Annotated in this window: 13 protein-coding genes; 10 read left to right on the top strand and 3 right to left on the bottom strand. The window is 68.1% G+C overall.

Translation table 11 applies throughout. The features are described from left to right. Positions 1-71 precede the first annotated feature (71 nt). The gene (locus NA12_RS00815) at positions 72-1,091 is read right to left on the bottom strand and encodes a ferredoxin--NADP reductase (protein WP_067444712.1); all 1,020 of its coding nucleotides are present in this window, start codon (positions 1,089-1,091) and stop codon (positions 72-74) included. A 95-nt stretch (positions 1,092-1,186) separates the two neighbouring features. Between NA12_RS00815 and NA12_RS00820 the strand changes: the two genes are divergently transcribed. The 10 genes from NA12_RS00820 (at position 1,187) to NA12_RS00865 (ending at position 12,448) form a co-directional block, all read left to right on the top strand. Next, positions 1,187-2,590, top strand: a complete 1,404-nt coding sequence (locus tag NA12_RS00820; protein ID WP_067444715.1) for a class I adenylate-forming enzyme family protein — start codon at positions 1,187-1,189, stop codon at positions 2,588-2,590. Then, positions 2,568-3,470, top strand: coding sequence for an acyl-CoA dehydrogenase family protein (locus tag NA12_RS00825; protein ID WP_067445220.1), 903 nt, complete (start codon positions 2,568-2,570; stop codon positions 3,468-3,470). The genes NA12_RS00820 and NA12_RS00825 overlap by 23 nt, the downstream gene beginning before the upstream one ends. Then, the gene (locus NA12_RS00830) at positions 3,457-4,545 is read left to right on the top strand and encodes an acyl-CoA dehydrogenase family protein (protein WP_067444718.1); all 1,089 of its coding nucleotides are present in this window, start codon (positions 3,457-3,459) and stop codon (positions 4,543-4,545) included. Before NA12_RS00825 ends, NA12_RS00830 begins: the two co-directional genes overlap by 14 nt. A 2-nt stretch (positions 4,546-4,547) precedes the next feature. Next, positions 4,548-5,315, top strand: coding sequence for an enoyl-CoA hydratase/isomerase family protein (locus NA12_RS00835; protein WP_067444721.1), 768 nt, complete (start codon positions 4,548-4,550; stop codon positions 5,313-5,315). A 26-nt stretch (positions 5,316-5,341) separates the two neighbouring features. Then, positions 5,342-6,229, top strand: coding sequence for a methylmalonyl Co-A mutase-associated GTPase MeaB (meaB, locus tag NA12_RS00840; RefSeq protein WP_067444723.1), 888 nt, complete (start codon positions 5,342-5,344; stop codon positions 6,227-6,229). Positions 6,230-6,520: 291 nt separating this feature from the next. Then, positions 6,521-7,744, top strand: coding sequence for a homogentisate 1,2-dioxygenase (locus NA12_RS00845; RefSeq protein WP_067444725.1), 1,224 nt, complete (start codon positions 6,521-6,523; stop codon positions 7,742-7,744). An 8-nt stretch (positions 7,745-7,752) separates the two neighbouring features. Next, positions 7,753-8,919, top strand: a complete 1,167-nt coding sequence (locus tag NA12_RS00850) for an alpha/beta fold hydrolase (RefSeq protein WP_243654859.1) — start codon at positions 7,753-7,755, stop codon at positions 8,917-8,919. Between the two features lie 22 nt (positions 8,920-8,941). After that, entirely contained in the window at positions 8,942-9,616 is a 675-nt protein-coding gene (locus NA12_RS00855) for an IclR family transcriptional regulator (RefSeq protein WP_067444728.1), read from the top strand. Between the two features lie 130 nt (positions 9,617-9,746). Beyond that, a complete protein-coding gene (locus NA12_RS00860) occupies positions 9,747-11,255 on the top strand; it encodes an aldehyde dehydrogenase family protein (protein ID WP_084472253.1) in 1,509 nt (502 codons plus the stop codon). Continuing rightward, positions 11,255-12,448 carry a CaiB/BaiF CoA transferase family protein gene (locus NA12_RS00865; protein WP_067444733.1) on the top strand — a complete coding sequence of 398 codons (1,194 nt, stop codon included), beginning with the start codon at positions 11,255-11,257 and terminating at the stop codon, positions 12,446-12,448. The genes NA12_RS00860 and NA12_RS00865 overlap by 1 nt, the downstream gene beginning before the upstream one ends. Positions 12,449-13,744: 1,296 nt before the next feature. On the opposite strand, the gene NA12_RS00875 is transcribed toward NA12_RS00865, so the two are convergent. Then, entirely contained in the window at positions 13,745-14,071 is a 327-nt protein-coding gene (locus tag NA12_RS00875; RefSeq protein WP_084472254.1) for a type VII secretion target, read from the bottom strand. Between the two features lie 338 nt (positions 14,072-14,409). Next, positions 14,410-14,760 carry a hypothetical protein gene (locus tag NA12_RS33445; protein WP_132369822.1) on the bottom strand — a complete coding sequence of 117 codons (351 nt, stop codon included), beginning with the start codon at positions 14,758-14,760 and terminating at the stop codon, positions 14,410-14,412. Positions 14,761-15,163 lie beyond the last annotated feature (403 nt).

The raw sequence follows: 15,163 nt of genomic DNA on the forward strand, positions 1-15,163 counted from the left end.
CATCCGAGCCAGGGGGAGCCGGACCCCGGGACCTGTTCAGGTCCCGGGGTCCGTCGGCGTGCGCCGGGCGCTCACTCGTAGCGAACGGTGGTCTCGGCCGTGTCGGGAATCGCCTGGCAGGTGAGCACGTAGCCCTCGGCGACCTCGTCGTCGGTGAGCGCGTCGTTGACGCGCATCGTCGCCGAACCCTGGGTGAGCACGGCCATGCAGGTCGCGCAGTTTCCCGATTCGCAGGAGAACGGCGGGGTGAGGCCGCCGCGTCGCGCGCTCTCCAGCAGCGTCTCGCCCGCATTGCGCGGCACGGTCACCTTCTTGCGACCGAGGATGACGGTGACCGTGCCCGCGGTGGCGGCGGGCTCCGGCGTGGCGGTGGGTTCCGGTTCGGCCACCGCGACAACCGGTTCGGCCGCGCCGAAGCGCTCACTGAAGATCGCGCCCGGACCCGGCAGCGCTTCCTCCACCATCGCCATGAACGCCTCCGGCCCACAGATGTAGCTGTCGGCCGCGCCGTCGTCGGCGACGAACGCGCGCACGGCGGCCGGATCGAGCAACCCGCTGTCGGCATCCAGATGCCGGAGCACCTCGAGCCGGGTGGGGTAGCGCGCGACCAGTTCCTCGAGGGTGGCATCGAAGATCGCCGACGCCCGGTCACGGTCGACACACAGCAGACGCACCCGACGATCGGTCGTGGCCAGCGCGCTCTTGGCCAGCGACAGGACCGGGGTGATGCCGCTGCCACCGGAGAAGCCGAGCAGGGGGCGCTCGCTCTCGCGCAGACAGAATTTGCCCGCCGGCCTGCTCATCTCGATCACATCCCCCTCGCTGAGGTTGTCGATCAGCCAGTTCGACACCCGGCCGCCGACGACCCGCTTGACCGTTGTCATGAGCTCGGCATCGGTTTCGGGCGCGCTCGACATGGAGTACGACCGGAACAGCTCGACATCGTCGACGCGCACCCGGAACGTGCAGAACTGGCCGGCGACATAGGACACCGCGCCCTCGTGTGGAGCGAGGACGAAGGTGCGGGCGTCGGCTGTCTCCTTGATGATCCGGGTCACCGTCGCGCGTTGGAACAGGGGAGTTCTCGCCATGGACCGGCTCCTTCTGGTATGAAGATTCTTATGGAAAGAGAATACTATTCTCTCTTGCAAGATGGGATCTTCTCAGTCCCGGCCGCGGAGGCGAGATGAACGACCGGATCGCACTCAGTTTCGATGAGCGGCACTACACGCTCAGCGAGTTGGACGGGCTCACCGCTGGCCTGGCCGAAGCCCTGATCGAACGCGGTGTGCGCCAGGGGGATCGGGTCGCGCTGATGTCGTCGAACCGGCCGGAGTTCGTGCTCGCGGTGCGCGCGATCTGGCTGGCCGGCGGCGCGGTGGTGCTCATCAGCCCGGCGTGGAAGCGCGGTGATGTCGAGCACGCGCTGGCCGTCACCGAGCCCGCCTACGCCATCGGTGACCAGCCGGTGCTGGCCGAGCTGATGCCCACGCTCTCGCTCGACGCCCCGATCACCCCGAGCACCGCCACTTTCGCCGAGCCGGTGCCATCCGAGGACGCCGTGCTCGTCTTCAGTTCGGGCACAACGGGATTGCCGAAAGCGGTGCGCCACACGCACGCGTCGTTCGCGGCCGCGGTAGAGCACTGGCGGGTGGCGCTCGGCTTCACCGGCGACGACCGGATTCAGATCGTCACCCCGCCCTCGCACATCCTCGGGCTGCTCAATATCGTGCTGGCGCTGCGGACCGGCGCCTGGATGCGCCTGCATCGCCGGTTTGACCTCGATCGGATGCTGCACCACATCGAGGCCGACCGGATCACCGTGGAGATGGCGGTCGCGCCGATCGCGCTGGCGATCGCCTCCCATCCCGACCTCGAGTCCTATGACCTGTCGTCGCTGCGCTACATCATGTGGGGCGCGACGCCGGTGACGCCGAGCGTCGCCGAGACCGTCACGCGCCGAACCGGCGTCGCGTGGGTGCCCGCCTACGGCGCCAGCGAACTGCCGGTGATCGCCTGCAATCCGCTCGAGGGCGCACGCCTCGACAGCGTGGGACGCCCGGTGCCCGGCGTCGAGATCCGGGTGGTCTCCACGACCTCCGGCGAGGAGGTCGAAACCGGCGATACCGGCGAGATCCAGGCTCGCTCCGCGTCGTCGATGGCCGGATACCTCCCCGACGACGCGACCGCGGCGGCCTACGCCGACGGCTGGTACCGCACCGGCGATGTCGGCTATCTCGACGACGACGGCTGGTTGCGGCTGACCGACCGGCTCAAGGAGATGATCAAGGTGCGCGGATTCCAAGTGGCGCCCGCCGAGGTGGAAGCCGTCCTGCACGGCCACCCGGCCGTGGCCGACTGCGCGGTCTTCGGTGTTCCCGATCCGGCCGACGGCGAGGTGATCGTCGCCGCCGTCACCACCACGGGCTCGGTCGACGCCGACGAACTCATAGAGCTGGTCGGCACCCGGCTGGCCTCCTACAAGCGGCCGCGCCGAGTGGTGTTCGTGCCCGAAATCCCGCGCCTGCCCTCCGGCAAGGTGCTGCGCCGAGTACTGAAGGAGAGCCATGGACGTCCGGCTGACCTCTGAACAGCGACAGCTGCGCGACGCCGCTGCGAAACTGGCCGACGACCTCGGCCCCGGCTCGGTCAGCGACCTGGCCGACGAACAGCGGATCGCCCGGCTCGAGAAGACGGTCGCCAGCACCGGCTGGCGAGCCCTGCGCTCCGACGGCGCCTCCGGCGTCGAAGTGGCCATCGTCGCCGAGGAATTCGGCCGCGGGCTCGTCGACGTGCCGTTCCTCGGTCCACTTCTCGCCGACGACCTCTGGTCGCCCCCCGAATCGGTACCGCACTGGACCGTCGCCGTCGACGACCGCGCGATCGACGCGCGAGGCGCCCGCCAGGCCCTGATCGTGCGGGGCGAGTCGATGCTGGCCAGCGCGGTCGCCACCGCGACGACCGGCGCCGATCAGACACGGGCCGAGGCCGCGCTCACCGGCGTACCGAAACTGCTCGGCGAGCTGTCCCCGGCGCAGGTCACCCAGTGGCGAGCGCTGGCGCTCGTGAGCACCTGCGCCGATCTGGTCGGCACCGCGCGCGGTGCGCACGCACTGGCCACCGACTACGCGAAAGTCCGTGCGCAATACGGCAAGACGATCGGTTCCTATCAGGCCGTCGCCCATCTGCTCGCGGAGAGCCTCGCGCTGATCGAGGGCTCGGTGAGCGTGCTGCGCCACGCCGCGTGGGCCGTGGACGCGATCGAACCCGAGCGAGCCGTACAGGCGGCCGTGATCGCCAAACTCTATTGCGCCAGAGCGGCATTGACCGTGTGCGAGACCGCGGTGCAGGTGCACGGCGGAATCGGCAACACCTGGGAGTGCCTGGCGCACGTGTATCTACGGCGGGCGCTGACGTCCACCGAGCTGTTCCCCACGAGCCTGGAGGAGATCGACCGTGGACTTTCGTGATTCGCCCGAGGAAGCGGCGTTCCGGGAACGCCTGCGCGAGTGGCTGTCCGGTGTCGCGGGACAGTTCCCGACCTCGGGTGACGAGTACTGGGCCAAGCAGGGCGAGTGGCACCGAGCGCTGCACGCGGCGGGTTTCTTCGGGCTGTCGTGGCCGCGCGAACACGGCGGCCACGAACTGCCCCCGGTCTACGACGTCATCCTCGACGAGGAGCTCGCCCTGGCCGGCGCGCCACCGCGGCCCAGCCTGGGCTATCTGATCCAGGGTCTGGGCAGGCACGCGAGCAAGCAACTGCAACAGCGCTTCCTGCCCGGCATGATCGACGGGACGCAACGCTGGTGCCAGGGGTTCAGCGAACCGGACGCGGGTTCGGACCTGGCCGCGCTGCGGACCACGGCCACCCGTGAGGGCGATTCCTATGTGCTGCACGGGCACAAGATCTGGACGAGCTATTCCGACGTCGCGGACTGGTGCCTGCTGCTGGCCCGCACCGACTCCGAAGTGCCACGGCACAAAGGCATCTCGGCCTTCGTGGTGTCGATGAAACAACCCGGCGTGCAGCAGCGGCCGCTGCGCATGATCAGCGGGATCACCACCGAATTCGGGCAGGTGGCCTTCGACGGCGCGGTCGTGCCCGCCGATCAGATGGTCGGATCGCCCGGCGACGGGTGGAAATTGGCGATGACAGTGGTCGGGCACGAGCGCGAACCCTCCACGCTCGGCTACGCGGCCCGCTACGGCAAGCTGGTGCGCCAGATGGCGGCCCGGACCTCGGGCCCGCTGCCCGCCGAGCTGGCCTGGGCCGCCGTGCAGACCGAGATGCTGCGCCTGCACGTGCGCCGGCGACTGTCCGAACAGCTCGACGGCGTCTCGCACGGCCCGGAGGGTTCGCTCGACAAACTGCTCATGACCTGGGTGGAACAGTCGGTCGGCCACGCCGCGCTCACCGTCGGCGGCACCCGCGATCCCGAACTGCTCAGCGCCTACCTCTACAGCCGCGCGCAGAGCGTCATGGGCGGGACGTCACAGATTCAGAAGAACATCATCGCCTCGCGCATTCTCGGATTGGGAGCCTGACCATGTACGACCTGCCTGCCGAAATCGACGTCCGCGCCGAAGGTCCGCTGCGGATCATCACGCTGAATCGGCCCGACGCGCTCAACGCGGTCAACGACGACCTGCACACCGGGCTCGCGCAGCTGTGGCCGCGCCTGAGCGAGGACCGGGAAGCCCGCGTCGCGGTGCTCACCGGCAGCGGCAAGGCGTTCTCCGCCGGCGGCGACTTCGCCTACCTCGCCGAGCTGAGCCGCGACGCCGACCTGCGCGCCAAGACGATCGCGCACGGGCGCGACCTCGTGCTCGGTATGGCGCGCTGCCGGATTCCGGTGATCGCGGCGGTCAACGGACCCGCCGTCGGCCTCGGGTGCAGCCTGGTCTCGCTCAGCGACATCGTCTACATCGCCGAGACCGCCTACCTCGCCGACCCACACGTGCAGGTGGGCCTGGTCGCCGCCGACGGCGGCCCGCTCACCTGGCCGCTGCACACCAGCCTGCTCTTCGCCAAGGAGTACGCGCTCACCGGCGCGCGCATCCCGGCCGAACGGGCCAGGGAGATGGGCCTGGTCAACCACGTCGTCGCCGACCCGGTGGCCGAGGCGCTGGCCTGCGCCAAGCGCATCCTGGAACTGCCTCGCCAGGCCGTCGAGAGCACGAAGCGACTGCTCAACCTGCACCTGGAACGGGCGGTGCTGGCCAGTCTCGACTACGCGACCACCGCCGAGGAGATCTCGTTCCAGACCGCGGATTTCCACGCCACCATCGAGCGGCTCACCGCGGGCAAGAAGTAGCCGGACCGGACACTCGGGAGCCGTCGATGAACACTGGCCTGTCCGACGACATCGCCGAATTGATCGCCATGGCGCGCGCGGGTTCGGTCCGCGCGGCCGGGCGGTTGCTGAGCCTGGTCGAGAGCGATCGCCGCGAACAGGTGCTCGCCCACCTCGATTCGGTCCCGGTGCGTGTGATCGGGCTGACCGGGCCGCCGGGCGCGGGCAAGTCCACCACCATCGCGGTCCTGGTGACCGGTTACCGCGCGCGCGGGCAACGGGTGGCGGTGCTCGCCGTCGACCCGTCCTCGCCCTACAGCGGCGGCGCGCTGCTCGGCGACCGCATCCGGATGGCGGCGCACATCGACGACCCCGACGTCCTGATCCGTTCGGTGGCCACCCGCGGACACCTGGGCGGCCTGGCCGCCGCCGTGCCCGCCGCGATCCGGCTGCTCGGCGCGCTCGGCTACGGCCTGGTCCTGTTGGAAACAGTGGGGGTGGGCCAGTCCGAGATCGAGATCGCCGCGGTCGCCGACCCGACCGTGGTCATCCTCAATCCCGGTGCGGGCGACGCGATCCAGGCCGCCAAAGCCGGGCTGCTCGAGGTGGCCGACATCCTCGTCGTCAACAAGGCCGACCGCGACGGCGCCGAGCAGACCGCGCGCGAACTCCACATCGAAACCGGCCTACCCATCCTCACCCTGGTCGCCTCACGCGGCACCGGGGTCGAGGAGCTGATCGAGGCGATCGAGACCTACCACCGGACCGACACCGACGCGCGCAGCACAGCCCGCGCACGGGCACAGATCCTCTCGCTCGCGCAGTCACGGCTGCGCGGCCATCCCGGCCTGGACGAGTTGGCCGCCGCAGTCGCGGCCGGGGACCGCGACCCCTACAGCGCGGCGGAGCAGTTGCTGATCGGGGTGACCCACTAGTACTGCGGCGGCATCATCCTCGACACCGTCGTCCGTCTCGGTGTCGCTGCCGAGTTCTGCTGTGGTGCGGACTTTCCGGATCATCCGGGTTGTAAATCTCCGGGCATGCGAGCTCGGCGAACATCGGCATCGTCACCGCACACCGAGCGTGGTCATCACCGACGCGCCCTGACCAGCGAGTTTACCTACCGGCGGGTTTACAACCGGTCACGCACACTCTATGGTGTTCGAATATAGGACACTGAGCACCGAATATTGAGTATCAATTTTCCATAGAGTAGTGGAGGAACGGTGCCGTACTACCGGACGGTGGGACTCGTACCACCCAAGCGTCACACCCTCTTCGAGGATGTGGACGGACAGCCGCTGTTCGAGGAGTTCATCGGTGAGGAGGGCTTCTCGAGCGCGGGTTCTTTGCTCTACCACCGCGGAGTGCCGTCCAGCCTGGTCGACAGCCGAATCTGGGAGGTGCCCGACCAGAGCCTGACGCCCAACCTGCCGCTGCGGCCGTTGCACCTGCGCCTGCCCGACCTGTGGGCCGATGGCCCGTCCGGCGATATCGTGCGCGATCGGCGCCTGTTCCTGGGCAACTCGGACGTGCGGCTGTCCTACGCCGTGTCGACCGAGCCAACTCCGCTGTACAGCAACGGCATCGGCGACGAGGTCGTGTTCATCGAGTCCGGTACGGCCGTCCTCGAAACGATCTTCGGTCGGCTCGAGGTGCGCCAGGGCGACAACGTGGTCATTCCCCGGGTCGCGATCCACCGGTGGATCCCGGCGGACGTCGAGTCCAGCGGCCCGCTGCGGGTCCTGATCGTCGAGGCCGCCGGTCACGTCCGGCCGCCGGACAAACACCGCTCCCGCTACGGCCAGTTCCTCGAGGGCTCGCCGATGACCGAGCGTGACCTGCGCGGGCCGACGGAGCCGCTGATTGCCGACGACCACGCGGGCGACCACGAGGTCTACGTGAAGCACCGCGCCGGCTCGTCCGGCGTCGCGGGCTCGATCGTCGTCTACGACCACCACCCGTTCGATGTCGTCGGCTGGGATGGTCATCTGTACCCCTACGCGTTCAACTACCGCGACTTCGCACCGGTGGTCGGGCAGTCGTTGATGCCGCCGCCCACGTATCAGGTCTTCGAGGGTGACGGGTTCGTCATCTGCAACTTCGTGCCGCGTCCGCTGGAGTTCGGCGAGCGGACGTTCAAGGTTCCGTACTACCACTCGAACGTGGACTCCGACGAAGTCATGTTCTATTTCGCCGGAGAGACCGCGGCCCGCAAGGGATCCGGGATCGTCACCGGGTCTGTGTCGCTGCATCCCGCGGCCTACACGCACGGCCCGCGTCGCGAGGCGTACCTCGAGTCGGTGAACATGACCGAGCAGAACGAGATGGCATTCATGATCGACACCTTCCGTCCGCTGGAGGTGGGCGAGGCCGGCCTGGCCGGCAACCAGCCGGATTACCCGTGGACCTGGTCGGGCCGCGGACCGAACGGCCCGGTGGTCCGATGAGGGCGCACGTGCGAGCCGAAACCTTCCGCCGGGTACCGGTGATCCTGCACAGCGACGAAATCCCCGCCGCGCGTGAGACTTACGGCTTCGCCGCCGGGCACGGAACCGTCCTCGAAGGCCAACTGTTGCGCGCCGAGCGTGACGCCGACACGGTGTTCGTGTTCATGCACCCGACGAGCACATTGCATCTGTTGCCGATGCCGGCGGCGCTCGCCGAGCGTGGGCATCACGTCCTGTGCGCGGCCAGTCGCTACCCGAAGAACGACAGCGCGCTCGTTCTGGAAAAGGTGGTGCTCGATCTCGGCGCCTGGGTGCGCTGGGCACGCGAGGTGGCGGGGTACGAACGAGTCATCCTGGTCGGCTGGTCCGGTGGCGGTTCGCTGTCCCTGCTCTATCAGGCCGAGGCCGAAGACCCGACCATCACCGACACACCGGCCGGCGATCCGGTCGACGTCGTGGGCGCCGGCATCGGCCCGGCCGACGCGGTGATCTTCATCGCCGCGCACCTGTCCCGGGCCGAGACTCTGACCGAGTGGATGGACCCGTCCGTGCTCGACGAGTCCAACCCGGACCACCGCGACCGCGAACTCGATATCTACGCGGCCGACGCGCCCCAAAGTCCGCCGTACGGTGCCGAATTCGTGGACCGCTTCCGAGCGGCGCAGCGGGCCCGCAACCAGCGCATCACCGACTGGGCGCGGCACCAGTTGCTCGAACTGCGCGAGGCCGGCGGGCTCGAGGTCGAGCGACCGTTCATCGTGCACCGCACCATGTGTGATGTGCGCTGGCTCGACCCGGCGCTCGATCCGAACGACCGCCGTCCGGACTGGTGCTACCTCGGCGACCCGCGAACGGCCAATGTCGGCCCGGTCGGACTGGCGCGCTACACCACACTGCGGTCATGGCTCAGCCAATGGAGCTTCACCGCCTCCCGCGGGTCCGGCCTGCGCAACGCGGCGCGCATCCGCCGGACGCCGGTGCTGCAGATCGAGAACAGCGCCGACGACGCCGTCCCGGCAACCCACAACACGTTGGTCCGCGATGCCTTGGGCACCGAAGACGCGACGTATCACGTCATTCGGGGCGCGACCCACTACTACGTCGAGCAGCCGAAACACCTGACCGAATGTCTCGACGTCATCGACGCCTGGTGTCGGGCTCGAAACCTGCTGTGAGCGATCGATACGCTGCTGTCTCATGACGGACGCGCCGCAGGCCCAGGGACCAGAACGCTCGCGCTCGAGTGAGACATCGCAAACGCTCAGCCGGGGACTCGACGTGCTGGCGCTGGTGTGTGCTTCGGACACCGGGCTGACCCCGGCGCAGATCGCGGCCGAGTTGGAACTGTCGCGCACCATCGTCTACCGGCTCGTCGGGACGCTGGTCGAGCACCGGCTGGTGCGGCGTAACGCGGATGGACTGTTGAGTGCGGGTCTCGGCACGCTCGCGCTCACCCAGAACTTCGCTCCCACATTGCGTCAGGGTTCGCACGAAATCCTGGAGACGCTGGCGGAGGAGCTGGGAGCTACCGCCCACCTGAGCATTGCCGACGGCGACGAGGCGCTGGCTGTCGCGGTGGTCGAACCCCGCTCGACCACCTTCCACGTCTCCTACCGGCCCGGCAGTCGCACGCCCCTCGAGCTCGGCGCGGTAGGCCAGGCGCTGTTGGCCGCGCGCCATGGTGAACGGAAGACCTTTGCCAGCGAGGGAAAGATCGTCGCCGGCGCGTGCGGCATCGTCGCCTCGTTGCCGGGGATATCGGGGTTGGCCTGCGCGTTGGGCGTGGTGACCTTGGCCGGCACCGATACAGCCGGCTGGGATGCGCGCGTTCGCGCCGCGGCGGTCGAGCTGGAAGCGCTTCTCAACCAGTAGTAGGCGGGCGCAGCTTCCCGACCCGATTGCGCTACCCGATTTATGAATATCGGACGGATGACTTCATAAATCGGGACAGAGCGCTAGAGTTGGGCCCGTTGCACCGTTCTGCCCAGGAGGCTTGCCTGCGATGAGTTCCGACTACCTCTCCACCGATGCGGTGGTAGCCGAGCGCCCGACAGAGTTCCCGCCGCGCGATCTGTGGATCGGCGGCGAATGGCGGCCCGCGACCGGCGGAGCAACCTACACCTCGCGAAACCCGGTGGACGACACCGAGATCACCGAGATCGCGCACGCCTGCGCGGCCGACGTCGACGCCGCTGTCCGGGCCGCGCGGCACGCGTACGAGACCTCCGGCTGGCGTCAGATGGGTGGCACCGAGCGCGGCCGAATCCTGTTCGCCGCAGCCGATCTCATCGCCGCCGACGCCGAGTACCTGACCGCACTCGAGACGCTCGAGGTCGGCAAGCTCTACCGCGACGGGCTGTACGGCGACATCCCCGCCGCCCTCGCGACCTTCCGCTACTACGCCGGCTTCGCCGACAAGATGTACGGCTCCACCGTCGAACTGCCCGACTACGCCGGTCGCCACCGCCTCAACTACACGCTGCGCGAACCGCTCGGCGTCGTCGGCGCGATCACGCCGTGGAACAACCCGATCGTGGTCGCGGGCTGGAAGATCGCGCCCGCGCTCGCGGCAGGCAACAGCGTCGTGATCAAGCCGCCGGAGGACGCGGCGCTGTCGATCCTGCGCCTGGCCGAACTGCTGGAACGGGCCGGAGTCCCGGCCGGCGTGTTCAACGTCGTCACCGGCGAGGGCGAGACCACCGGCGCCGCCTTGGCGAACCATCCGGGCCTGGACAAGCTGACGTTCACCGGCAGCCCGGAGGTCGGCGCCCTGCTGTCCCTGCATGCGCGGGGTCCGGCCGGTGCCCAGTTCCGCAGGGTCACACTCGAATTGGGCGGCAAGAACCCCCAGATCGTCTTCCCGGACGCCGACCTCGACGGCGCCATGCCGTTCGTAGCGGTCGGAAACTTCCTGCACCAGGGTCAGGTGTGCGCGGCGGGTACCCGTGTCTACGTGCACGATTCGCTCGTCGACGAGGTGTGCGAGCGGCTCGCGGCGCACGCCGAGGGCATCGTGCTGGGTGACCCGTTCCTCGACGGGGTCACCATGGGACCGGTCATCAACGAAGCCGCACTGACCAAGATCACCGGCTACCTCGACGGCGCGCAGTCCGACGGCGCGACCCTGGTCACCGGTGGCAGGCGGGCGGACCGGGACGGCTGGTTCGTCGAGCCGACCGTCTACCGCGGCGCGCAGCACCAGCGCATCGCCCGCGAGGAGATATTCGGCCCGGTGGCCACGGTCATCCCGTTCTCGACCACCGATGAGGCGCTCGCGCTGGCCAACGACACCCACTACGGTCTGAACGCGATCGTCTACACCGAGAGCCTGCACACCGCCCAGCGCGCGGCGCGCGAACTCGACGTCGGCAATGTCTGGATCAACGCCTTCGGCATCCCGGACATGACCACCCCCTGGGGTGGTCGCGCGGGCAGTGGCCTCGGACGTGAGCTCGGCCCGCAGGGCATCGAGGCTTACACCGAGGAAAAGACCGTGCAGATGATGTTCTGATGGGACCGCTCGAGGGATTCCGGGTCATCGAACTCGGGACGCTGATCGCCGGTCCGTACGCGGGCCGACTGCTGGCCGACATGGGTGCGGACGTCATCAAGATCGAGGCGCCGGACCGGCCGGACCCGCTGCGCGAATGGGGGCAGGCCTCGGGCGGGCACCAGTTCTTCTGGACCGTGCACGCCCGCAACAAGCGCTGTGTCACGCTCGATCTGCGCAACCCGGAAGGCCGGGAACTCGCGCTCGAACTGATCAAGGGCGCGGACGTCCTGGTCGAGAGCTTCCGCCCGGGCACCCTCGAACGCTGGGGGCTGGGCTATGACGTGCTCAGCGAACTCAATCCGGGCCTCGTGCTCGCGCGCGTGTCCGGCTACGGCCAGACCGGTCCGCGCGCATCCCAGCCGGGTTACGCCTCGGTCGCCGAAGCCATGAGCGGATTGCGCTACGTCAACGGCTATCCCGGTCAGGCGCCGCCGCGCATCGCGTTGTCGCTGGGTGATTCGCTGGCCGGCATGGTCGCCTACCAGGGCATCCTCGCCGCGCTGCTGGCGCGCCAGCGCACCGGCCGCGGACAGGTCGTGGACGCCGCGCTGACCGAGGCCAGCATGTCGGTCCTCGAGTCCACCGTCCCCGACTACGACCAGACCGGGCACGTGCGCCAGCCGTCCGGCACCCGACTCGATCGGGTCGCGCCGTCGAACCTGTACCGCAGCCGCGATGACCTCTGGGTCCTCATCGCTGCCAATCAGGACACCGTCTTCGGACGCCTGTGCGAGGCCATGGGAATGCCGGAGCTGGCAACGGATCCGCGATTCGATACCCATACGACGCGTGGCGACAATCAGGACGAACTCGACGACATCATCGCGACCTGGGCTCGCCAGTTCCCGGCCGACGCGCTGATGAAGCTGTGCAGCGACCACGATGTGGTCGTCGGCGGCGTGAACACGGTCGCGGAGGTCATGAAGGAACCGCAGTTCCTCGCACGAGGCCTCTTCGTCGACCACGACGACGACAACGCCGGAGGCCCGGTCAAGGGCGTCCGGCCGCTGCCGCTGTTCAGTGATACTCCGGGCGAGGTGCGCTGGGGCGGACCGCGTCGTCCAGGCACCCACAACGCCGAGGTCTACGCGGAGTTGCTGGGCATCGACGAGCAGCGTTTGGCCGAACTGGTCGACCGGGGCATCGCGTGACCGGTTGATGCCTATCAGGACCGCCCGTGCTGAGCGCTGGTGACGTCATCGATGCGCAAATGCATCAGAAATGTGTGGGCGACTCGCGTTCGCAAGGCGGCAGATTGCATCGATATGGGCAGATACTGCCGATTCGCCCGGCTGTGGCGTGCGCTGTCGTCGGCGGGCAGGTCTTTCCCAGCGGTGCCGAACCCGTGGACGCCCCTGCGCTCGTCGACCGCATGTCGGCAGAGGGGCTCGAAGTTGGCAGTCGCTGATTCGACTTTCGTGCACGACAGGTCCGGGCAGCCGGGGCTGCTCGTCGGCCGGTTCGACCGCATCCACGACGGGGCTCCGCGGCGTCGTCTCGCGTTCGAAGACGCCACCCAAGTTATCTGACCGGCCGCAGGCCCGGCGATAGTCGAGGCTGGAAGCTGTACTTCCGTGCTGTCTATTGCGGCCAGCCGGGGTAGGGCGGTAATACCTCCGGGGCGGGAACGCGGGCACCCGGCTGATGTGCGGATCTATTCGGGTTCAGCGATGCGGGAAATTCCGCGGGCCACTCACACGGTTGTTCTCTCCAAAGGGAGGTATTGACAGTGGCGGGATAACCCAAATTTTCCCATGTAGTGGGCAGGGGGTGTGCAGGGTACCTCGAACTGCCGGTCATGCGCGGCTCCGGGTTCGGAACGTTCGATCTCCACACCGCGAATCCTTGAATGAAGTGGACCGACTGTTCTGTCGACTTCTGGCCGAAATAGGATAGTTCTCCGGACGGCTGTTCTGCCGCGTTCCGGCTGGAGAAATATTCTCCAGCCCCGTTCCCGTATGCGACGTTACCGCCCCATACGCACGCGTCTACGGCCCAGGATTCGAACCCGTTGCGGCCGCCATCTTGTTCGACGCGGCGTATTTGGGCGAATATCGTGCCTCGGACCTTCCAGTGGTAGTCGGCGGCTCGCTCATCCACTTGCCACAGAGTCGGCGGATCGTAGCTGAGCATTCTCAAACCCTGCCGCTCTTTCAATTCTTCCTCGCTGAACTGTCCGGCTCCCCCCAGGAACGCGGTCTCCACCACCGAACGCATCTGGACAGCGGCCCCGGTCGCCAGGTCGACACCAGGTCCGCCAATCCACCGGAAGTTGTAGTCGAAGCGGTCGGGCCACCGATCCGAAGGTTCGGACGGCCCAGCACAGGCGCTCAGCAGTAGGAAGAGGGCCATCCCTGTCGCGGCGCCGCTCGCCACGCGCCTGCGCTTTATCGACATCATTTCGGCTCGGTCGTCGAGCGACCCAGACTGCTCGGCGGCGGGCCGTTTCACTGCGGCATCTCCCCGGAATTCAAGTCGCTCACGGCGGCGATGCGCGCCGCGGCGGCCACGTCGGTGTCAGTGTAGGACTCGGCGGAAGTGCGCAGTGGCGAGCCGAATTCGCGGTAGCGACCACCGACGATCTGCAGGCTCCGGGTGCGCGCGGGCTCGATCCGATCGAGCTGCGGCGCGACGTCGGCGCCGCTGAGAAAGGTACTGAGCGTGCCGAGCGAACCGGCCGATGTGTCCATGACCGGCAATCTGCCGATGTTGTCATCTGCGAGTCTGTCCATTTCGGTTGCGGCAGAGCGCAACTCGGACGGCGAAACCTGCATGATCCCCCTCCGGATGATGTTCGGCCGATGGTATCAACGCCTCGATCGGGAGAGGGACTTCCGCAGAGCTGTTGGCTGACTATTCACCGATCGATAAGGTCCTGAGCTGTCCGCGAAACGAAGCCCACCTGTGAGTGCCGGTTGTCGAACAACGCTTCCGGACGAATGAAGTGATCTGCCTCCGAGTACGAGCGAGTCTGTCACCGGCGAATGCGCTGGTGACAGACTCACTGTGACGGGGTTGCCTTCGCGCTGCCGGAATTAGGTGAGGTGGTTCTCCGTCTTACCCGGGCGCGCCGAGGTTTCGAGCGGTCGGGCATACGGGATCGGTCGGGCGGTCAGGGCTGTAGGTACAGCCGCTCGTTGGGCAGGCGAGGCAATCCGGTGCAATGGCTGGGATAGACGGCGACGGTGCCGGGACGGCGGGCGGCCACATCACAGACGAACACCAGTGCAGCGGTCAGGCATGCCGCGAATTCCATTCGCACGCTGGGGAACTGGATCGCGAGATGGATGTCGGGCTCGTCAGGGCACGGTGATCGGCCAAGAGCAGGGGCGCGTGGCCCGCTGACTTCGTCCGTGGGTGTGGCGGGCGCGCTTGTGAGCCAGCCGGCCTCACGCATCGCTTCGAGCGCTCGGCGCAGTTCAGGCAGTGACTGCTGGGGCACGGCGGGGGTGAGTCTTCTCATCGCGAGCTCTGCGGTTCCGGGAGAGGCTGCCCGACGGTTACCCGCCATTGGGCGTGCTGGTTCCGGAAGGCGTCACCGTTGCGGCGCAACGAGTTCAGGGCACGCGCCACGCGCCACGGCGACATGTTCAGGTTGCGAGCGATTGTGTTGGCGGTGAGCAGACCGCCCGGGGTCAGGACATCGAGCACCTGTTGCTCGACAACTGTCAGGCTCTTGGTAGTCGTGTCGGTTGGGAGGTCGGCGACTCGCCGCCGATTGTCAGTCGCTGATGAGTGCGTGAAGACCGTCATGGCTGCTAACTCCTGTGGGGTGGCGGTGGTTGCTGCTGATCACCCTCCCAGTCGGTCAGGGGCCTTCACACCTGCTGAGCGGTACGAGCTCCCACGGATTCTTGGGTAGCTTG

The organism is Nocardia alba NBRC 108234 (assembly GCF_001612665.1).
Taxonomy (GTDB): Bacteria; Actinomycetota; Actinomycetes; order Mycobacteriales; family Mycobacteriaceae; genus Nocardia; species Nocardia alba.

Excerpts from the sequence above, each read along its gene's own strand:
- NA12_RS00815 (WP_067444712.1), bottom strand. The coding sequence starts at position 1,091 with ATGGCGAGAACTCCCCTGTTCCAACGCGCGACGGTGACCCGGATCATC.
- NA12_RS00820 (WP_067444715.1), top strand. The coding sequence starts at position 1,187 with ATGAACGACCGGATCGCACTCAGTTTCGATGAGCGGCACTACACGCTC.
- NA12_RS00825 (WP_067445220.1), top strand. The coding sequence starts at position 2,568 with ATGGACGTCCGGCTGACCTCTGAACAGCGACAGCTGCGCGACGCCGCT.
- NA12_RS00835 (WP_067444721.1), top strand. The coding sequence starts at position 4,548 with ATGTACGACCTGCCTGCCGAAATCGACGTCCGCGCCGAAGGTCCGCTG.
- meaB (WP_067444723.1), top strand. The coding sequence starts at position 5,342 with ATGAACACTGGCCTGTCCGACGACATCGCCGAATTGATCGCCATGGCG.
- NA12_RS00855 (WP_067444728.1), top strand. The coding sequence starts at position 8,942 with ATGACGGACGCGCCGCAGGCCCAGGGACCAGAACGCTCGCGCTCGAGT.
- NA12_RS00860 (WP_084472253.1), top strand. The coding sequence starts at position 9,747 with ATGAGTTCCGACTACCTCTCCACCGATGCGGTGGTAGCCGAGCGCCCG.
- NA12_RS00865 (WP_067444733.1), top strand. The coding sequence starts at position 11,255 with ATGGGACCGCTCGAGGGATTCCGGGTCATCGAACTCGGGACGCTGATC.
- NA12_RS00875 (WP_084472254.1), bottom strand. The coding sequence starts at position 14,071 with ATGCAGGTTTCGCCGTCCGAGTTGCGCTCTGCCGCAACCGAAATGGAC.
- NA12_RS33445 (WP_132369822.1), bottom strand. The coding sequence starts at position 14,760 with ATGAGAAGACTCACCCCCGCCGTGCCCCAGCAGTCACTGCCTGAACTG.